The 21,296-nt window shown below is 33.9% G+C and carries 20 protein-coding genes; 10 read left to right on the plus strand and 10 right to left on the minus strand.

Features of this window, described 5'->3' with window-relative positions:
* Positions 1-432 carry a hypothetical protein gene (locus tag LJE08_RS04430; protein WP_227402504.1) on the minus strand — a complete coding sequence of 144 codons (432 nt, stop codon included), beginning with the start codon at positions 430-432 and terminating at the stop codon, positions 1-3.
* Positions 433-499: 67 nt separating this feature from the next.
* Here LJE08_RS04430 and LJE08_RS04435 point away from each other — a divergent pair, with 67 nt between their 5' ends.
* Both LJE08_RS04435 and LJE08_RS04440 read left to right on the plus strand, forming a co-directional pair.
* The gene (locus tag LJE08_RS04435; RefSeq protein ID WP_227402505.1) at positions 500-1,684 is read left to right on the plus strand and encodes a MalY/PatB family protein; all 1,185 of its coding nucleotides are present in this window, start codon (positions 500-502) and stop codon (positions 1,682-1,684) included.
* Positions 1,685-1,705: 21 nt separating this feature from the next.
* The gene (locus tag LJE08_RS04440; protein WP_186998703.1) at positions 1,706-2,221 is read left to right on the plus strand and encodes an ECF transporter S component; all 516 of its coding nucleotides are present in this window, start codon (positions 1,706-1,708) and stop codon (positions 2,219-2,221) included.
* Between the two features lie 8 nt (positions 2,222-2,229).
* Here LJE08_RS04440 and LJE08_RS04445 read toward each other — a convergent pair whose 3' ends face one another.
* Positions 2,230-3,363: a DUF362 domain-containing protein gene (locus LJE08_RS04445; protein ID WP_227402506.1), complete on the minus strand. Its 1,134-nt coding sequence runs from the start codon at positions 3,361-3,363 to the stop codon at positions 2,230-2,232.
* A gap of 76 nt (positions 3,364-3,439) precedes the next feature.
* Between LJE08_RS04445 and LJE08_RS04450 the strand changes: the two genes are divergently transcribed.
* Positions 3,440-4,618 (plus strand): pyridoxal phosphate-dependent aminotransferase, encoded by a 1,179-nt coding sequence (locus tag LJE08_RS04450; protein ID WP_227402507.1) that lies wholly within the window; start codon positions 3,440-3,442, stop codon positions 4,616-4,618.
* A gap of 243 nt (positions 4,619-4,861) precedes the next feature.
* On the opposite strand, the gene LJE08_RS04455 is transcribed toward LJE08_RS04450, so the two are convergent.
* The gene (locus tag LJE08_RS04455) at positions 4,862-6,316 is read right to left on the minus strand and encodes a S10 family peptidase (protein WP_217256670.1); all 1,455 of its coding nucleotides are present in this window, start codon (positions 6,314-6,316) and stop codon (positions 4,862-4,864) included.
* Positions 6,317-6,413: 97 nt separating this feature from the next.
* Complete coding sequence (locus LJE08_RS04460; protein WP_117926714.1) at positions 6,414-7,550, minus strand: ATP-binding protein; 1,137 nt, start codon at positions 7,548-7,550, stop codon at positions 6,414-6,416.
* A 74-nt stretch (positions 7,551-7,624) separates the two neighbouring features.
* Here LJE08_RS04460 and LJE08_RS04465 point away from each other — a divergent pair, with 74 nt between their 5' ends.
* The 5 genes from LJE08_RS04465 (at position 7,625) to LJE08_RS04485 (ending at position 14,065) form a co-directional block, all read left to right on the plus strand.
* Positions 7,625-8,950: an MATE family efflux transporter gene (locus tag LJE08_RS04465; protein ID WP_227402508.1), complete on the plus strand. Its 1,326-nt coding sequence runs from the start codon at positions 7,625-7,627 to the stop codon at positions 8,948-8,950.
* 199 nt (positions 8,951-9,149) lie between these two features.
* The gene (locus LJE08_RS04470; protein WP_227402509.1) at positions 9,150-9,731 is read left to right on the plus strand and encodes a VTT domain-containing protein; all 582 of its coding nucleotides are present in this window, start codon (positions 9,150-9,152) and stop codon (positions 9,729-9,731) included.
* Positions 9,732-9,799: 68 nt separating this feature from the next.
* Complete coding sequence (locus LJE08_RS04475; RefSeq protein ID WP_117572863.1) at positions 9,800-10,501, plus strand: response regulator transcription factor; 702 nt, start codon at positions 9,800-9,802, stop codon at positions 10,499-10,501.
* Positions 10,498-12,537 (plus strand): MFS domain-containing histidine kinase, encoded by a 2,040-nt coding sequence (locus LJE08_RS04480; protein WP_227402510.1) that lies wholly within the window; start codon positions 10,498-10,500, stop codon positions 12,535-12,537. The genes LJE08_RS04475 and LJE08_RS04480 overlap by 4 nt, the downstream gene beginning before the upstream one ends.
* 220 nt (positions 12,538-12,757) lie before the next feature.
* The gene (locus LJE08_RS04485) at positions 12,758-14,065 is read left to right on the plus strand and encodes an ATP-binding protein (protein ID WP_186998695.1); all 1,308 of its coding nucleotides are present in this window, start codon (positions 12,758-12,760) and stop codon (positions 14,063-14,065) included.
* Between the two features lie 19 nt (positions 14,066-14,084).
* Here the strand turns inward: LJE08_RS04485 and manA are convergent, their stop codons facing one another.
* Positions 14,085-15,029, minus strand: coding sequence for a mannose-6-phosphate isomerase, class I (gene manA, locus LJE08_RS04490; protein WP_227402511.1), 945 nt, complete (start codon positions 15,027-15,029; stop codon positions 14,085-14,087).
* Between the two features lie 88 nt (positions 15,030-15,117).
* Between manA and LJE08_RS04495 the strand changes: the two genes are divergently transcribed.
* On the plus strand, positions 15,118-16,371 hold the full coding sequence (locus LJE08_RS04495) for a methionine gamma-lyase family protein (protein WP_227402512.1): 1,254 nt from the start codon (positions 15,118-15,120) through the stop codon (positions 16,369-16,371).
* A gap of 98 nt (positions 16,372-16,469) precedes the next feature.
* Here the strand turns inward: LJE08_RS04495 and LJE08_RS04500 are convergent, their stop codons facing one another.
* The 3 genes from LJE08_RS04500 to nudC form a co-directional block, all read right to left on the minus strand.
* The gene (locus LJE08_RS04500; protein WP_117992391.1) at positions 16,470-17,216 is read right to left on the minus strand and encodes an SDR family NAD(P)-dependent oxidoreductase; all 747 of its coding nucleotides are present in this window, start codon (positions 17,214-17,216) and stop codon (positions 16,470-16,472) included.
* A gap of 20 nt (positions 17,217-17,236) precedes the next feature.
* The gene (efp, locus tag LJE08_RS04505; RefSeq protein ID WP_003865385.1) at positions 17,237-17,794 is read right to left on the minus strand and encodes an elongation factor P; all 558 of its coding nucleotides are present in this window, start codon (positions 17,792-17,794) and stop codon (positions 17,237-17,239) included.
* Positions 17,795-17,882: 88 nt separating this feature from the next.
* Positions 17,883-18,728, minus strand: a complete 846-nt coding sequence (nudC, locus tag LJE08_RS04510; protein ID WP_117926519.1) for an NAD(+) diphosphatase — start codon at positions 18,726-18,728, stop codon at positions 17,883-17,885.
* 236 nt (positions 18,729-18,964) lie between these two features.
* Between nudC and LJE08_RS04515 the strand changes: the two genes are divergently transcribed.
* Positions 18,965-19,639, plus strand: coding sequence for a YwaF family protein (locus LJE08_RS04515; RefSeq protein ID WP_244975814.1), 675 nt, complete (start codon positions 18,965-18,967; stop codon positions 19,637-19,639).
* A 126-nt stretch (positions 19,640-19,765) separates the two neighbouring features.
* Here LJE08_RS04515 and LJE08_RS04520 read toward each other — a convergent pair whose 3' ends face one another.
* Both LJE08_RS04520 and LJE08_RS04525 read right to left on the minus strand, forming a co-directional pair.
* Positions 19,766-20,398, minus strand: coding sequence for an RpiB/LacA/LacB family sugar-phosphate isomerase (locus LJE08_RS04520; RefSeq protein WP_117926517.1), 633 nt, complete (start codon positions 20,396-20,398; stop codon positions 19,766-19,768).
* Positions 20,399-20,417: 19 nt separating this feature from the next.
* Positions 20,418-21,221: a gluconate 5-dehydrogenase gene (locus tag LJE08_RS04525; RefSeq protein WP_227402513.1), complete on the minus strand. Its 804-nt coding sequence runs from the start codon at positions 21,219-21,221 to the stop codon at positions 20,418-20,420.
* Positions 21,222-21,296: the final 75 nt, after the last annotated feature.

Consider the following 21,296-nt stretch of genomic DNA (forward strand, 5'->3'; position numbering starts at 1 on the left):
TTATTTCTTCTTAAAAATCGATTTTATTAATTCGATAATCGCAACCACAAGCAGGAATATAAAGGACATCGCAAAATAGCCGACCAAACCTGCCAAAATATCGTTGAAGTCAATTTCGCCTGTATGCGAATACCATTGGCCTATTTCAATCGCAAACGTAATAACTACAAGTACAGTAAATACGTAGAACCAACTAATTAAAACAGTTAAGTTCTTTTTAGCCATCCACTTAAATAGTGGATAAATCACAAGAAGCATTCCGATACCCAACAAGCCAATAATCAAGAAGTGAAGTTGCTTATCAGATAATTGTGCTTCAAATGAGTCATTCATACTCAAGAAATAGGTATGTGTCTTATAGATGATGTCAATCAATAAGTCGACAATCTTTTTTAAAGTTGAAGTACTATCTGTCATGCGAGCATTATACATGATATCGTTCAATATTTCAAATTCCGAAAAATTATACTATTATTGTGTTAAGGAGAATTTTTTTATTATGAAATACGATTTTACAACTCTTTTAAATCGAAAAGGACATGATGCCCTTGCCCTTGATGTTCTACCTATTAAAGATGTAGAGGTAGACCCAAACTTTTCTACAATCCCTATGTGGGTTGCAGATATGAACTATCCTGTTTTTGAAAACATTCAAAAACAAATGATTGAAAGAATCAATGAGCCTCACTTTGGATATTTTGAAATACCAGAAGATTACTATAAAGCCATTCAATTCTGGCAAAAAGAAACACATGGCATAGATGTGGAAAAAGAGGCTATCGGATATGAAAATGGTGTTCTTGGTATTTTATCCAGTGCACTTGAGGCTTTTAGTGCTAGTGGCGAACCCATTTTAGTGCAGTCACCATGTTATATTGGGTTTATTCACACATTGAATAATTTGGGAAGAAAAATTATTGATAGTCCGTTAAAAAAAGAAGATATCTGGACTATGGATTATGAAGATATTGAAAGGAAGATTATCAAACATAATATCCATTTTGCGATTTTCTGTTCCCCACACAATCCAACAGGAAGAGTATGGAAAAAAGAAGAAATCCAGACATTTATGGATATCTGTAAAAAACATGATGTTTTAGTCTTTAGCGATGAAATCTGGTCCGATCTAGTACGTAAAGAAAACACACATATTCCTACGCAATCCATAAGTGAAGATGCCAAGAAAAGAACGATTGCGGCCTATGCCCCTAGTAAAACATTCAATCTTGCAGGTTTAGTCGGTTCATACCATATTGTTTACGACAAATATCTTCGTGATCGATTAAATAAACAAGCCTCTTTATCTCACTACAATTCACCTAACATATTAAGTGTTCATGCTCTTATGGGTGCTTATTGTAAAGAGGGATTGGATTGGGTCAATGAATTAAATGAAGTCATTTCGAATAATATAGATTATGCACTTGATTTTATCCACAACAATTTCAAAGGCATTGAAGTCATTAAGCCAGAAGGAACATATATGTTGTATCTAGATTGCACAAAGTATTTAGATACACATGATATCACGATGGATGAACTTTTAAAGAAAGGGGTCCACTATGGTGTATGTTGGCAAGATGGCCGTCCATTTATGAATCCAAATACAATTCGAATGAATTTAGCTTTACCATCAATTTTAGTGGAAGAAGCATTTTCTCGCTTAAAGAAATTTGTTTTTTAATAAAAAAAGAGGAATCTGATTATGAAAAGTACAACCAAAAAATTAGTATCTTGCGCTTTATGTATCGCCCTAGGCGTATTACTTCCAATGGCCTTTCACGTGATTCCAAATGGAGGTAGTGTATTTTTACCAATGCATATTCCTGTATTGATTTGTGGCTTATTTTGTGGAGCTCCCTATGGTTTGGCATGCGGAATTATTACACCATTTTTTTCAAGTATGACAACAGGAATGCCTCCAGCCATGATTTTGCCCCAAATGATGATTGAACTAGCTGTATATGGTTTAGTTACTGGCTTGTGTGAAAAACACATCAATTTCAAAAACGAAATGCCCAAATTATACATAAGTTTAATTATTGCGATGCTTGCAGGAAGAATTGTGAATGGCTTAATCAACACATTTGTACTAAGTACACAAGGCTATACACTATCTGTATTTATGACGGCAAGCTTTATCACTTGCCTTCCTGGAATCATCATTCAATTGATCATCGTTCCAATTTTAGTTCGTATACTAAATAAAACAGTAGCCTAGGCTACTGTTTATTTCATTTCAATCAACTCGTATTCTCGATTTCCCAAACCAATCTTTTGAGCATGTTCTAAACAAGATTTCCATTCTGATTCAGGTGTAGAATTTGTGAAGTGGTCATAATGATCACAGAAGTTTGGATCATGTAGATGTTTATCTAATTGTGATCCTGGCATTGGTTTTGCCTTCATACATAAATCTACACAGGCTTGATCTAGGGCAAGTGGATCAAAAGATGCCAACATTCCAATATTTGGTAAAATTGGTAAATCATTTTCGGCATGACAATCACAGTTTGGTGAAACATCCACAATCAAAGAAATATGGAAGTTAGGACGTCCACCCACAACAGCCTTTGTGTATTCAGCCATACGCTTATTCAACAATTCATTCGCATTATAGTTATTGAAGGAGATCGCATCAAAATTACATGCCCCTAAACAGCGTCCACATCCAACACAGTTTGTTTCATTGATATACATCTTATGTGTTGTTTCATCATATTCCAATCCATTATTCGCACATTCTTTAAAGCATTGTTTACAACCACGACATAGCTTTTCATCAACATGTGGAGTACCTGAACAATGTTGTTCTTTTTTACCTGCACGCGAACCACACCCCATACCAATATTTTTAATGGTTCCACCAAAGCCTGTTGATTCATGACCTTTAAAGTGTGTCAAAGAAATAAAGACATCGGCATCCATAATTGCACGACCTATTTTAGCTGTTTGACAATATTCTCCACCAACGACTGGCACTTCAATATCATCTGTTCCTTTTAGTCCATCTCCTATCAAAATTGGACATCCTACAGTAAGTGGAGTAAATCCATTTTGCCAGGCACACTCCAAATGTTCCAAAGCATTTTTTCTTGATCCTGGATACATTGTATTACAATCGGTCAAGAATGGTTTTCCCCCTAATTCTTTTACCACATCCACAATGGCACGTGCATAATTTGGGCGTAAATATGCAATGTTTCCTAATTCTCCAAAATGCATTTTGATTGCGACAAACTTTCCATCTAGATCCAAATTGGCAATTCCTGCTTCCTTAGCCAACAATTGCAGTTTTGTAGGTAGACCCTCACCTAATTTACGGGTATGAAAATCCGTATAGTATACTTTAGATTTTTCCATCGAATATCACCTCAATTTTATTTTACATTTCCACAAAAAATGATACAATGCAAAAAATGAAAAAGGAAGTGTGATTATGAAAGAATTATCAAAAAGAACCAAGACATTTACGGATTCTGTAATTCGTCGAATGACAAGAATCGCAAATGAATATGATGCGATCAATCTATCGCAGGGATTTCCTGATTTTGATTCCCCACAAGAAATTCTAAATCGTTTAAGCGAAGTTGCCCATGAAGACTTTAACCAGTATGCGATTACTTGGGGTGCCCAAAACTTTAGAGATGCCTTGGCCAAGAAACAATCGAAATACATGAATCTAGATTTAGATTCAAACAAGAACATCGTTGTCACTTGTGGAAGTACCGAAGCTATGATGGCAGCCATGATGAGTATTTGTGATCCAAGCGATAAAGTGATTGTTTTCTCTCCATTCTATGAAAACTATGGGGCGGATTCCATCCTTTGTGGTGCTAATCCAATTTATGTTCCTTTACATCCACCTGTATTCAACTTTGATAAAGAAGAATTAGAAAATGCGTTTAAACAAAATCCTAAAGCTTTGATTTTGTGCAATCCAAGTAATCCTTGCGGAAAAGTGTTCTCAAAAGAAGAATTGGAATATATCGCTAGTCTTGCCGTAAAATATGATACGTATGTGATTACGGATGAAGTTTATGAACACATTGTATATGCACCATACAAACATACATATTTTGCTTCTTTACCTGGTATGTTTGAAAGAACCGTTTCTTGTAGTTCCCTATCTAAAACGTATTCCATTACAGGGTGGCGTTTAGGCTATTGTATTGCCCCTGAAAATATCATCGAACAAATCAAGAAAGTACATGACTTTTTAACCGTTGGTGCTGCTGCTCCACTTCAAGAAGCAGCTGTAGTAGGGCTTGAATTTAGTGATACTTATTATGATGAACTACAAAAGCTATATACACACAAGAAAGATTTATTCATCAATGGCTTAAAAGAATTGAACATTCCGCATACAGAACCGCAAGGAGCTTACTATGTCATGGTCGATATCAGTGAATTTGGCTATGATTCAGATTTAGATTTCTGTGTGGATCTCATTAAAAACGTCGGTGTGGCAGCCGTTCCTGGATCTAGTTTCTTTAAAGAGAAGGAAAATCGCTATATTCGTTTCCACTTTGCGAAAAAAGATGAAACCTTACTTGCCGCATTAAATCGATTAAAAGATATGCGTGCAAAAATGCCTTATAAAAAAACCGTTGGGTAGTAATCCAACGGTTTTGTCTTTTATCACAATCACTCACGAATTTTAAAAATATTCAACACACATATTTAACGAAATTCACAAATGTTTATTTGTATGTTTTAACGAAAATGAGAAATGTTTCATTGAAACATTTCGGTGATTCCGTTGTGACTTTCAAAAAGCCAATTACTTCCATTAAAAGTTCACTATTTTTCCATTATTTATCATCACAAGATAAACAGACTCACCGAAGTGAGCCATTTATTAAAATTGAGATTTAGGATTCTTACCAAGAATAAAATCACGAATATCTGAACATAATTCATGAACATTATCTTCACCAAGATAAATCATATGTCCACTTTGGTATCCTTTCCAGAATACACGATCTTTTGGAAGTCCAGCATGATCCATTGTGTGCCATGCATATCCAAATTCAGTACATAGATCAAACCATCCATTCGCAAAGAATGCACGCATTCCTGGACGACGTGTCATTGCATAACGCAATTCTTCTGCGGTTGTACCTTTCTTTTCTTCTTTATCCCAATGCATATAATAATCAGTTCCTGGAATAAAGTTGCGGTCTAATTTTACATTTAATTTTGGAAGTAGATCTCCTGTAAATGCAGCATAGAAGAATGTATCGTAACGATCGGCTGTCGCATCATCCCACAGTGCCTTTTTGATTTCATCTTGTTCGGGCTCTAATAATGGACGAGTCACACGACCATCATAACGAGATACAGCTTTTCCTTTTGTCTTTAATACTTCTTGACGATAATCATCATCATCAATTTTTAAGCCATGACGAATCAAGTATTCTCTAGAAACACCTGTATAATAACTTACTTTTTCTAAGATATGTTCTTTTTCTTCTTCCGAAATGGCTTCTCCTTTATAAAGTGCAAGTACATAATCATGATCTGCGAAAGCCTTTGCTTCTTTCACAAAATCTTCTACACTTTGATCAGTTGGATGATTGTGATACCAGTTTACACCTGCATATGTAGGAAATCCCAATACACTTGTTTCAACAGGTAAGCCTTCACCAAAGTATTTACCTACAGTAACCGTATTTCCAATAAACACAATACCATCAAAGGCAATACCATAGCCTCTTTCTCTTCCCATTGTGGCAGCAATTCCTGCAGCGACTGCACTACGAGTACATCCATAACTTTCGCCACATAAATATTTTGGTGACAAACCACGATTATAACGACGAACCCAAGCTTCAAGAACTGTCAATAGGGCTTCTGCATCTTGTTCAATGCCAAAGAAATCTTTCTTCTTACTCTCATCAATCAATACACCATATCCGGTTCCAACAGGATCAATCAATACGATATCCGCAATATCAATCAAACAATCTGGATTATCAATGACTTTATAAGGTCCAAAAGCACTTTCACGATCCACTTCATCATACTGCATACGACGCGTTCCTAAAAAACCTGCATGAACATACATACAACTCGATCCAGGACCTCCATTATACGCAAAGACAACAGGACGATCAGCTGTATCTTCTACATCGCTTCTAAAATAGGCATACGTGAAAATTGATGCGACTGGATTTCCATCTGGTCCATAGATGACATTGTCTTCACAAATTGTATGATATGGAATTTCTTTTCCTGACAATGTAATTTTTCCATCAGACTCAAAACGAGCGGGTTTAAAAGTATCTGGTTTAAAGCTTTCTGTTTTATACATAATTCGTTTCCTCCACAATAATTCCATTATAGAACGTAGTGAAAAATAGTCAATGTAAATTATTACATTTTTGTAAATAAAAATGAAAAGAGAGAAACTATTCATTTCCCTCTTCATCATACGTATCTAAAAAGTGATGTCTTGCATGATCATCCTTATAGGCAATCACGGTTTTAAGGCTTACATTTTCTACACTCTTAAAAATATTTTGTTCTACAAACGGATTGACTTTCTTCAATTCCTTGATTAAGTTTTTCATTTCTAAACGCTTTGACTTGGATTGTGTTAAACATGTTTCATTGGCACAAGCCTGAGTGAATTTGCATGCACACTGAATGAAATACAGATTGTTGTGTTTTGCCCAAATCTTAATATCATCTTCATGAATCAAGTATAGTGGTCTAATGACTTCCATACCCTTAAAGTTATTTGAATGTAACTTTGGCATCATCGTTTGAATTTGTCCCCCATAAAGCATCGACATTAAAATGGTTTCAATCACATCATCATAGTGGTGTCCCAAAGCTATTTTGTTACACCCTAAATTCTTGGCATAGTTATATAAATGACCTCTTCGCATTCTTGCACATATATAACATGGATTCTTTTCAATATTAAAAACATTGTCAAAAATATCACTCTCAAAGATTTCAATTGGAATATTTAGCTTTTTGGCATTCCTTTCAATAACCTCACGATTCTCTTTTGAATAGCCTGGATCCATTACGATATATTTCACATCAAAATGAACCGGTGAATGTTTATGCAGTTCTTGAAAACATTTTGCCATCAACATCGAATCTTTTCCACCCGAAATACACACCGCAATGCAATCGCCTTTTTTGACAAGCTCATAATCACGGATAGCCTTCGTAAATTTTGACCAAATCTTTCTTCGATACGTTTTAATAATACTTCTTTCGACTTGTGCACAAAAATCATCCGACACATTTGTGTTCATCTTATCCATAACGATTGAAACATACCCACCATCTACACTATACGCTTCATATTTTTCCTGCAATTTTTGTGCAACAACATCACTGACATAGCCTTGAGCGCAAACGACAATAATCTTCTTAGTTGAATCAAATTCTTTGGATAAAACACTTTCTCCACTTAATACAATACTGTTCTCGATTGGATTTTTAAAGGCTTCTTCGGCATCACGAATATCAATTAAGATATATTCTTCTTTATTTAATTGTTTTAATTGTTCTACTGAAATTTTCATGAGACTATTCTAACATAATATTGAATTTTTGGATGAAAAAGCGCAAAATATGGATAAAAAAAGGAAGTTTGATTATGACACAAGATATGACACAAGGCAAAATCATGCCTATGTTAGTTCACTTTACCATTCCCTTAGTATTGGGAAATCTATTCCAATTAACATATAATGCCGTTGACAGTATTATTGTAGGGCACTTTGTTGGAAAAGAAGCTTTAGCCGCAGTCGGAATTTGTAATCCAATCACGACATTATTCATCCTATTTCTAAATGGACTTTGTATGGGTGCAAGCATATTGATTGGTATGTATTATGGGGCTAAAGATAATGACACATTATCTCGTCAAATGAGCACAACCATGCTTGCAGGACTTGTATTTTCACTTGTATTAACACTTACCTGCATATTCTTTTCACCACAAATTCTTAAATTTATGCAGGTAGATCTATCCATTTTCAATATGACTACTACCTATCTCCAAATCATCTTTGCCGGTTTAGTCTTTACCTTTTTATACAACTTTTTTGCGAGTACACTACGCGCTTTAGGCGACAGTAAATCACCCCTATATTTCTTAATTATCAGTTCCATTTTAAATATCTTTGGAGACTTATTCTTTGTGGTCGTTTTACATGCAGGAAGTAAAGGATGTGCCATTTCTACTGTGATTTGTGAAGCTTTATGTTGCCTATTCTGTATTCTATATATACAAAAGAAAGTGCCACTTCTACAACTGGGTAAAAAGTGGCTTATCTTTGATATTTCATTATTAAAAAGAACCATTGCGTATGGCTGGGCAAGTGCAATGCAGCAGGCGACTGTACAACTTGGAAAGCTTGGTATTCAAATGATTGTCAATACAATGGGTGTATCGGTTGTAGCTGCCTTTACGGCCGTCAATCGAATTGATGACTTTGCGTATACCCCGGAACAAAACATTGCTCACTCCATGACAGCTTTAATGGCACAAAATAAGGGCGCCGGAAAGAAAAATCGTATGCAGGAAGGATTTCGTTGCGGAATGGTTTTAGAATTCATCTACGGTATATTTATCTTTCTAGTATGTTTTATCTTCGCAAAACCATTGATGTGTCTATTTGTACAAGATGAAGAAGTTATTATGCATGGAGTGACTTATCTACATTTAATTTCCATCATGTATATTCTTCCTGCCTTTACCAATGGAATCCAAGGCTTTTTTAGAGGGATTGGCGATTTAAAAATTACGCTCATTTCAAGTCTAGTGAATATGACAGTTCGAGTTATTGTAGCTGCCCCACTTGTATTTAGCTTACATCTAGGCATAGAGGCTTTACCATACTCATATCTAGCTGGATGGATGGGTATGTTGATGGCTGAACTTCCATTGCTTATTCGTACATACAAAGCTTATGAATAAGACTTGTGTATAATTTACACAAGTTTTTTGTTTTTCTTTTATATAAAGCATTTATTACAATTTGCACTATTTTTCCAACCCATATTTTTTTATTTTATCCACTTTTCCAACTTTTTTAATTCAATTATTTAGAAAACTTTAAGATTTATCACTAAAGAACCTTAATAATTATTCGTTATATTAATCATGGTGATACTTTATGACAAATAAAAACATACAAAACATAACACACTTTGGATTGATCCTTATGATTCTTATTTGCGTTTATTTCTTTTCCCAAGGATACTTCACAAATCCACAGCTTCTACAGGCTACACTATCTAAGGCAGGAATTTTGGCACCCCTACTTTTTATTCTTCTACAAATCATTCAAGTGATTATCCCCATTATTCCCGGTGGTGCATCAAGTGCCTTGGGTATTACAGCTTTTGGAGCAGTCAATGGATTTATATATAACTATATAGGTATTTGTATCGGATCCATATGTATCTTTTTACTTGTTCGTAAATATGGTCATAGAATCATTCTAAAATTATGTAAAAAGAAAGATTACGACAAATATATGAAGTATACATATGATCAAAATAAATTTGATACCTTCTTTATGTTAGCTATTTTCTTACCTTGTGCACCTGATGATCTCTTGTGTATGCTTGCAGGACTGACACATATGTCACTCAAAAAATTTGTCTGGATCATTCTTTTGGGTAAGCCATTATCTTTGATTGCCTATTCTTATGGTCTTACGCAATTGTTTCAAATTATCGAAAGGTGGTTATAATTATGTTATACATTGGGATATTATGTGCATGCATTGGATTTTATTTACATTATTAAAAGGAGAACTTTATGGAACATACAATATTAGTGGTAGAAGACGAACAAGGAATTCGTGAAGCTATCGGAATTTATATGAAGAATCAAGGATACAATGTGATTCTTGCCGCAAATGGAAAAGAAGGCTTAGAAAAGATTGAAACAAACGATATTCATTTAGCCATCGTAGATATTATGATGCCTGTTATGGATGGCATTTCTATGGTCATGGAAGCAAGAAAACATCATGACTTTCCGATTCTATTTTTAAGTGCAAAAAGTGAAGATATCGATAAAATCACAGGTTTAAATATTGGTGCCGATGATTATATCACCAAGCCATTTCAAAGTATGGAGCTAGTCGCAAGAGTACGTTCGCATTTAAGAAGATATGAACAAATCTTAAATCTAAAAAATGAGACAAAGAACGAAGATGAGTATATGATTGGTGATCTTGTGTTAAATAATACGACAAAAAGAGTGACGTTAAATTCAAGGGATATTAAATTAACGCCAAAAGAGTTTGATATTTTAAAACTATTGATTTCACACCCTGGACAAGTCTTTTCTAGCCAACAAATCTATGAATTGGTATGGAAAGAAGAAGCTATCAACACGGAAACGATTATGGTTCATATTCGTAAATTACGTGAAAAAATCGAGACCAACCCTAAAAAGCCTATTTATATTAAGGTTGTATGGGGGCAGGGCTATAAAATGGAGAATATACAATGAAAAAGAAAAATATTTTTTTAACAATACTATGTGCTTTATGCATCATTAGTTCTTGTATAGTGACAAGTTTTTATCCAAATGTTTCTACCGCTACTCCAACGAAGCTTCCTGAAACTTTAGAGCAGAATCTTACAGCTTTTATTCTAGCTAAAAAATTGGAACAAGATCCAAAGTATAAATATATTACTTTTGAGAAAGATACACCGGAAGATATTCAAAAGGATATAAAAAAAGGGTTAGACTCATCTTTATCTAGCGCAAAAAACATTTTTGAGAATGATCCAAACTTCTTTTATACGTGTGATGTAAACAATAAAATCACTTCAAAACAATTTAATGTGAATGTAAAGAAAAAAGATACAAGATATTATGACACTTTGGATTCGAATACTTTAAATGTAACGGATAATATTGTGAATCTTATTAACTATAACAGTGAAAAGTATTATGAATACTATGGTGGCACATATTATTGTGATGGAAAGCCATTTCCAGGCTATACGCTTCATATGCCAAGTGATGTTGTACTAACATTCTATATTCCGGCTGTTTTAAATTACGACAATTCAAGTCTTATTGACTTGTTAGAACTAGATGGTGATCAATATGCCTATTTCTTTATGACAGCCTTCTTGATTTGTAGCACCATTATCGCTCTATATGTCTTTCTTAATAGATATGTATATGAAAAGGAAGCCTATATCTTTAGACATGTGAACAACTGGTTATTTGAACCTGCATTCTTTTTATTCCTAGTTGTCGATGCCCTACTAGCTAGTGGTACATGCATATTAACTACCTATTCCATTGAAGGAACTTTCTTAAACATCTTAAATCGATATCATATTGAGTTTAGTCAACCTATCGTATATTTTACGAACATTCTTGCATGGTCCATCACCCTATTCTTTATTGGATTATCTGTATATTGGTTAAAATGCCAATTTACAGCATCGGTTAAAGACTGGTTCTTTCATAGAACTTTAGTTGGTAAATCTATTCTTTATTTTTCAAACAAAGTAGAACGAATTATTTCAACCGATTTATCAGATGAGATTCTTAAAAAGTATATTATTTTCTCGACATGTCTGATCTTGATTCTTGCGTTTATTTCATTGCTTAACATTCCATTCTTCTCTTTCTTTATCGTCGTTACAGCATTAATTGGCATCAGCATTGTAGGCTATAAGAAAATCAAAAATGTTCAAAGTCAATACCAAGACATATTACATATGACTGAAGATCTATCGAGTGGTAATTTTGAGAATATTAAGCCTGCAGATTCTGGTTTATTCCAATCTTTAAACAATAATATCTATCAAATTAAGGATGGTTTTGAACAAGCTGTAAAAGAACAAGTACAATCACAGAATCTCAAGACAGAATTGATTTCAAATGTATCACATGATTTAAAAACACCATTAACGGGTATTAAAAATTATGTAGAGTTATTAAATGATCCTAGTATTAGCGAGGAAGATAAAAAGAGTTATTTAGAACGATTGAATCAATACACCGATCGTTTAAGCATTCTAATCACAGATTTGTTTGAAGTATCCAAAGCCAATAGTGGTAATATTGATTTAGAATATTCTGATATTAACATCATTGAATTCATGGAGCAGGTATGTGCAGAAAATGAAGAGCTTCTACAAGCTAAAAATCTTCAGCTTGTGACAAATCTTCCAGAAAAAGAAATTCATGTATGTTTGGATGGAAATAAGACATATCGTATTTTTGAAAACTTATTTACCAATATTTCTAAGTATGCACTTGAAAACACACGTGTATTCTTGGATGTGAAAGACATTGGTAATTCGGTTGTGATCATAATGAAAAACACTTCGAAAGCACCGCTTGATTTTGATAGTGATATTACCGAACGTTTTGTGCGTGGCGATAAATCAAGGCATGAAGCTGGCAGCGGTCTAGGTCTTGCGATCGTAAAGAGTTTTACAGAAGTACAGAATGGTACATTTATGATTGAAACAGATGGGGATCTCTTCAAATCAATTCTAAGTTTTCATAAATCCTAAAATATGTAGAATTCTACAGAAAAAATGATTGTAGATAAAATAAAGTGGTCAAAAATCCTAAAGCAAAGGATACAGGCCACTTTTTATCTGTGTATCATTAACTTATAGCCATAAAAAATGTAGAATTCTACAAAAAAATGATTATAAATTGAATTATTCTTTAAATCATTTTAAAATGTAATCAGAAAAAGTGTAGAATTCTACAAAAAAGGTGATCAAAATGATAAAAAGAACTAAATACTTAAATCAACTTATCGCATTAAAGAACAACGGGTTTCCAAAAGTCATAACTGGACCAAGAAGAACTGGTAAATCCTATTTGTTGCATGAAATATTCACCGATTATCTTATAGAAAATAATGTACCTGAAGAAAATATAATTCTTATTGAACTTGATGATGATAAGAATGCCCATTTAAGAAATCCCATTGAGCTAGGAAAGTATGTACGTTCTATCACTAAAGATAAGAGTGATTGTTACGTCATTTTAGATGAGATTCAACGTGTTTTTACAATTGTTAATCCTGCATTAACAGGTGGAAAAATCAAATTAGCCAAAGCGAAAGATACAGAAACCATCTCTTTTGTTGATGTTGTATTAGGACTTTCTCATGAAAAAAACATAGACCTTTATATTACTGGATCCAATTCAAAAATGTTGTCAACCGACATTGTGACAGAATTTAGAGACAAGGCTAGCCAAATCCATATGCATCCATTATCTTTTGAAGAGTTTTACAGTTATAGACAAGGTTCTAAAACAGATGCCTTATATGAATATATGCAGTATGGTGGCATGCCACTTGCAGTATTATCAGATGAAAATTCAAAGAAACAATATTTAAAAGGATTATTTGAAACAACCTATTTCAAAGATATTATTGAACATAATAAGCTAAAGAAAACAGAAAACTTAGATGAACTCTGTACCATTCTTAGTGATTTGACAGGCGAATTGTTGAATTCTAAGAAATTATCAAATACATTTAAAAGTGTTAAACATGAAAACATTGATGCACAAACAATTGAAAAATATATTCAATATTTTAAGGATGCCTTCATTCTCCAAGAAGCGAATCGCTATGACATTCGCGGAAAGAAAGAAATTGGTGCTTTAAGAAAATACTATTTTGTGGATACAGGTTTAAGAAATGCACGATTAAATTTTGCGTATCCCGATGAGGGACAATTGTTAGAAAATATTGTGTACAATGAACTCATATATAATGGATATAACATTAATGTTGGAACTTTCGATACAGTTGAAAAAAATAAAGAAGGTAAATCCGTTCGAAAAACAAATGAAATTGATTTTTTTGCACAAAAAAATGAACGTAAATATTACATTCAAATTTCAACAGATATCTCAAATTCTGAAACTCGAAACCGAGAAATTCGTCCTTTCATTAAATTAAATGATCAAATTCAAAAAATATTGGTAGTAAATCGACCTTATAAAGCCATGATGGATGAAGAAGGTTTTATAACTATTGGTGCCAGTGAATTTTTATTGAATTTCATCAAATAATAAGATCCAATCGGATCTTTTATTTTGGCACACTTACCAGTAAATCGATATTACCTTGGATGGAGTATCTTTTTGTATGACTTGTGATGATAAAGCCAATGCCTACTTGAATATCATAGTCTTTTCCATCAATATGTAAGATTCCATTTCCACTTAATGGTAAGCATAAGGAATATGAAGGATTGTTGATCTGAATTTCATTTTGAATTTTGTATCGAATCACACTAAAATACTTTTCATTCACATATTCAATGACTTCATTTCCTTCTAACATCGTAACTGTTGGATGCACATCTAGTTCAATATGCGGTATATTTGTGACTTTAATAGCCTTTTCAATATGTAGTTCTCGCATATTCCCATTCGCATCTTTTCGATCATAATCATATATACGATATGTAACATCACTGGATTGTTGCACTTCAGCCATCATTAGTTTCCCTTCAATACCATGAATAGTTCCCGCAGGTGTATAAACAAATTCATTTGCGCACACTGGTTTTCGAACGAATAAAGTATCCCAAGCTTTTTCTTCTATGGCCTTTCGAAATTCTTCCTTTGTCTTGGCATTATGTCCACGAATGATTTTTGTACCTTCTTCCACATCTAGCCACAGACAAAATTCAGCCTTACCAAAATCATTTTCATGTTTTCTAGCATATGCATCATCTGGATGTACCTGCACGGAACATGGTTCTTGAATCTCATTAATTTTAACTAATAGTGGAAACTTATCGTGAGGATCATTCGCAAATAATTCTCTGTGATTTAAATATACATCTTTTAATGTTTCCCCTTTATATTTTCCATTTTTGATCTTACTTAAGCCATTATCATGTGCACTAATAGCCCAGTATTCTCCAATCTTTTTGTCCATAGGACCGAAGCCAAACTTTTCTTGGATGCGCCTTGAACCATACAGCTTTTCTTTCATGGGCGAATCTAAAAATAATACTTTTTCCATTTTTTACTTCCCTTCATATCTTGACTTGAGCATACCACAAATATTTAAATCGTGTATAATAGAAGAAGTGGACTTTTGGAGGTTATTTATGATTTTAGAACAAATTGATAAAGACTTATTGAAAATGGCAGATGAATCGGATGTCGTTTTAAAAGATATTTATAAAAAAATTGATGATGTATGTTTATACAATTCAGATCGTATCTTAGCTACATTTATTGAGAACCACGTTTCTTATTCTGACTTTGCGGATATTAACGGATACGGTAACTATGATGAGGGTCGTGATAAGATTGAACGTATTTTTGCGACAGTACTCGGATGTGAAGATGCTTTAGTACGTCCTCAAATCATGAGTGGTACAAACGCTTTATATTTAACTTTATCTGCCCTATTAAAACATGGAGATACAATGATTTCCATTTCTGGTGCTCCATATGATTCTTTACAGGAAATGATTGGTTTATGTGGGGATTCTACACAATCCTTAAAAGCCAATGGTGTAAAGTATGAACAAATTGATTTAGTGAATGATGATTTTGATGATGATAAGATTATTTCTCGTTTAAAAGAAAACAATGTAAAATTAGTGGAAATCCAAAGATCTAGAGGATATGCCCACCGTTTATCATTAACCATTTCAAAGCTTGAGCGTATCATCAAAAAGATTCGTGAAGTAAACAAAGACGTTATTATCATGGTCGATAACTGTTATGGTGAACTTGTTGAAAAATTAGAGCCAGGACATATTGGTGCTGATGTAGTGGTGGGATCCTTGATGAAAAACTTAGGTGGAGGAATCGCCTCTACCGGAGGATATGTAGCTGGTAATAAAGAATTAATCAATATGGTAGCTGAACGCTTAACAGCTCCTGGAATCGGTAAGGATTTGGGCGCAAACTTTAACTTGAACAACTCTTTCTTTAAAGGTATTTTCATGGCACCAAATGCTGTAAAGAGTGCTTTAAAGACGGCCGTTTTCACAGCTTATATGTTAGAAAAATTAGGCTATAAAAACGTATCGCCTGCTTATAATGATGAAAGAACGGATATCATTCAAACTTTAGAACTGGGTTCCAAAGAAAATCTTGTTAGCTTTACACAAGGCATTCAATCCACAAGTCCAATTGATTCATTTGTTCGTGTTATGGCCGCTCCAATGCCAGGCTATCCATTTGATGAAGTTATGGCTGCTGGAAGCTTTACACAAGGAAGTACAATCGAACTAAGTGCAGATGCTCCAGTCGTTGAACCCTATACTTTATATATGCAGGGTGGATTAACATTAGAATATGGAAAACTTTCTATTCTTCTTGCCCTAACAAATATGAAAAACAACTAAGATGCCAAGTGCATCTTTTTTCGTTTCAAACGATACTTCGATCAATAAAGAATAAAAGTGGTCAACTCCCTTTAAACATAGGGATTTAACCACTTTTTTTAACAACTACCCATCTGTCCACCATCGATACGAATAATGGAATTGTTGATGAAGTTAGCTTCATCACTAATTAGAAAACGAACAAGGTATGCCACTTCTTCTGGTTTTCCATAACGTTTCACCATGATTTTTTCTGTTTCTTCCTTTAAGAACTCTTCGTCATAGCCATCTAGTTCATTATCGGTTCCAATAAATCCGGGTGCAACACAATTCACATTGATGTATGGTCCAAATTCAGCCGCAAGATTGTGTGTCATTGAAATCAAGGCTGCTTTTGAAGCATCATAATCGATACACATTGGATAATATGTGTTAATTCCGTTGGTACTTGATATATTGATAATTCTTCCATATTCTTGATCTAACATATGTTTATAGACTCTTTTACTACAGTTAAAAGCACCTACTACATTTACATCTAATGTTCTTTTAAATTCTTCGGCATTTTTTAAATGAAACAAATTGGAAAGATCTACAGCCGCATTATTAATTAATATATCTACGCCACCCATCTTCTCTTCAATTTCACTAACCATTATATTTACTTGATCTACATCGGATACATCAGCACAAATGGTAAGACAATGAACATGATATTGAGATTCAATTTTTTCTTTTAATTCTTTGGCAGGCTGTTTAGAAGTTAAATAGTTAATGACAATATCATAACCATGTTTTGCGAGTTCCAATGCGATTGCACTTCCAATACCACGAGCACCACCTGTAATTAAGACGACTTTATTCATAGTTAAAAAAAGAAGAGCGATTAAGCTCTTCCTGCATATTTTCCATCTGTTGAGAATACAACGATTTTTTCACCTGGTTCGATGAACTGTGGAACTCTTAATGTTAATCCAGTATCTGTAGTTGCATCTTTAGTTTGGTTAGATGGTGCACCTTTGATGGCTGGATCTGTTTCAGCTACTGTTAATTCAACTTTTTCTGGAACAGAAACGGATAATAATTCTCCTTCGAAGAACATCAAAGATACTTCAGCACCTTCAACAATAAAGTATTTGTTGAAATCAACTTGGTCAGCTGTTAATTCATAAGTATCGTATGTTTCTAAATCCATGAAGTAATATGTAGAATCTGCTTCATATGAGAATTGAGCTGCTTTTTTAGAAATGTTAGCTTGTTCAAATTTAGTTGAAGCATTGAAGTTTCTTTCTTGTGTATTCCCTGTTTTTAAGTTTTTCATCTTAGTTTTTAAGATAGCTGCACCTTTACCAGGTTTAACATGTTGGAAATCTAATACTACCCAAGGATCACCATCAACGATTAAAGTTAATCCTGTTTTAAAATCACCTGCAGAAATTGCCATAATTTTTCACTCCTATTTTCTATAAAATTTTTTACACTCTTTATTGTACCATATCCTCTTCATTTTTAGAAGAATGAGTGTGATACTTTCACTCCACTTTATTTTCCTTAAACAATTTCATCATTTCATTCGTTAAACTAAATTCACCTGGTTGAAGAATGATTTCATCTCTTTGAACCCAATCCGCATATTTCAATTCATTGGTATCCATAGATATTTCATCATTGCCCTTTACATCACAAAAGAACCCTAACAAAATATCATTGGCACTTCCCCAAGGCTGTGACTTATAGTAACGAATATTATTGACTTTGATTCCAGCCTCTTCCATAACTTCACGTTTTACTGTTTCTTCTACGGTTTCACCAATTTCAGTAAAGCCCGCAATCAACGCATTATATTTAAATCCCGTACGATATTTTGTCAACAATAACTTATCCCCATTGATTACACCCACAATGACAGCTGGCATAATTCTTGGATACACTGTGTTATGACATTCTGGACAAACCATAGCTCTTTCCTTTGTTGAATGCACCATCTTATGTCCACATCTTCCGCAGAATTTAGTATCTCGATACCAATCTGCCAAATGCTTTCCAGTAATGGCCGCAAACAAATTGTCTTTTGGACCAATCCCTTCAATACGCAAACTTCTCTCTTCAACATAACCATATCCTGATGGAATCTGATTGTCTTCTAATCGCATATCACATAAGAAATATTTCGTACTATCAATTGAAAATAAATAACGATATTCTGAATGGATTTGTATTTCTTTTACTTTAGGAAAAACAACTTCCTTATTCTCAAAGCAGTTTAAATGAATTAAGATTCTTCCATTCACAATACACAATAAGATGTCATTTTCTGTTGCCTTTACTTCTGGATCAAATTCATTATGTAACTTATGCGGATAAATATCTTGTACCATTTTATTATACCCCCTTTTAAATATGGATTTATACGATTACAAGGAGTCGACATCCTTTTTATCATCTAGAAAAAAAGTATATCATGTAATTTAAGAATATTTTAGATAAGTTTAAGGATTTTGTCATTGTTTACTTATGATTCGAATGGTATAATCTGTGGACTACGAGGAAAGGGCATATGTTTACTACAAAACACTTTATATGGATAGGAATATGTATTCTATTTATCCTAATTATGAATCACTATGCGAAAAAAGAAGATTTCACGCTACAAAATGCTTGTTACTTCTTTATGTTTATATGTTTACTTAGCGAAACCACAAAAATGATGTCAGATATGATTCCAAGTACACATGGAGGAATGCACTTAAATCCGCAATCCCTTCCATTCCATATCTGCAGTATCTTATTGTTTATTGTGGCCTACATTACTTTTGGAAAGGATGGTCCACTAAAACAAAAAATGATCAACTTCTTTGCGGTTGTCGGTACTTGCGGAGGAATCGCGGCAATCTTGATTCCAACGTATGGCGTTGAATTTAATGTAGCCAATGTATATCAATGCTTCATGTATCATGCAGCATTAACATGGTTTTCTTTATATTTGATTCGTTTCAAACATGCAAACCTAGGTATGCAGGCATTTAAAGACAATTTAGTCGTATTGTTTGCGTTATTAGTTTTCAATTTATATATGAATTCTATTTTGGCAGTATATGATACAAACTTTATGTTTATTGTAAGACCACCATTAGAAGGACTTCCGTTCCTTAACCTAAGCCATGGATACTATATCTATTTATTTAGAGTCATCATGCTTGGAGTGATTGGACTTAGCCTATTCCATTTACCATTCATAGTAAAAGAAAGAAAAAACCGTGAGACAGAAAGTGATTTTAACATCGCTTAATCCACAGCTTTTCTTATACAAAAAAGGCCTCCAGTTTATATTTAGGAGGCCTATATTATGAATCAATGACACGAATGAGTTCCCGTCAAACTCATTTGCTTAAAGGAGAGAATTTACTTTTAATTATTATAGTGATTTTAAATAGTTTGCGATTTCATCATCTTGGCAGTTTGGATAGAAATATTCTGTGAAGTGATCACCTGCTATCGTTTCTTTCAAGAAGTCTTGATCAATTTCTTTTAAGATTTCAATTAATGGACGGTGAGTCACAGTTTTAACTTGATCTAAGATCTTTTTATTACGTTGTTCTGGTTCACGACGTTCTTTAGGGTATCCACCACCAAATGTTTCTGAGAACAATTTTTCAAAAGTATAGTGAAGATTAATTTCTGCACCCCATCCAAATCCTTGTGCAAAAGGCATAGCGATACAGTTTCCATCATTTACTTGTCCAAATAAGTAAGCATCAACAGCATCTGTGATGTGTCCACACAATACGTTAGGGAATGAGTTACAAGCAAGCATGGCTCCTTGTCCTGTTCCACATCCTGTTACAACAAAGTCAACAGCTTTCGTAGTTAATAAGATAGATGCTAATAAACCATTTTTTACATATGTTAATTGAACATCATCTTCTGCAGAATACATACCGTAGTTGAATACAGTGTGTCCTGCCTTTTGAGCTTCTTCATTTAATACTTCATAGATTTGTGCATTTTTTGCAGCTTGAGAGTTTTCGTTAATTAATGCGATTTTCATATATTCGACCCTTCCTTTTCTATTCTGGTTGTTTTCCAATATAAGCTAAGATACCACCATCTACATACAATACGTGACCATTGACAAAGTTACTTGCATCACTTGCCAAGAATACAGCTGGACCCATTAAATCTTGTGGTTCTCCCCAACGAGCAGCCGGAGTTTTACTTACGATAAATTGATCAAATGGATGTCTTGAACCATCTGGTTGTTTTTCACGTAATGGAGCTGTTTGAGGTGTTGCGATATATCCTGGACCAATACCGTTACATTGGATATTGTATTCTCCATATTCACTACAAATGTTACGAGTTAACATCTTTAATCCACCTTTAGCAGCTGCATAAGCACTCACTGTTTCACGACCAAGTTCAGACATCATTGAACAAATGTTGATGATCTTTCCGTGACCTTTTTTGATCATCCCAGGAATAACAGCCTTACTTACGATAAATGGTCCATTTAAATCAATGTCAATGACTTGGCGGAAATCTTTTGCGCTCATTTCCAACATAGGAATACGTTTAATAATTCCTGCGTTGTTAACCAAAATATCAATTGTTCCTACTTCTCCTTCTACTTTTGCCACAAACGCATTGACTGCATCTTCATCTGTAACATCACAAACGTATCCATGAGCTCTGATACCTGCTTCTTGATAAGCAGCTAAACCTTTATCTACTAATTCTTGTTTAATATCATTAAATACAATTGTAGCTCCTGCTTTTGCGTAAGCTGTCGCAATCGCAAAGCCAATACCATAACTTGCCCCAGTAATTAAAGCAACTTTTCCCTCTAATGAGAAATCTTTCATTTCAAACATATTCTTACTCTTCTTTCTATTTATCTTTGAACGCGGCCTGAACCATCTCCACCAGCTAATTTCAACACTTCGCCC

It is taken from the genome of Holdemanella sp. DFI.5.55, from assembly GCF_020593575.1.
In the GTDB taxonomy this organism is placed as follows: domain Bacteria; phylum Bacillota_I; class Bacilli_A; order Erysipelotrichales; family Erysipelotrichaceae; genus Holdemanella; species Holdemanella hominis.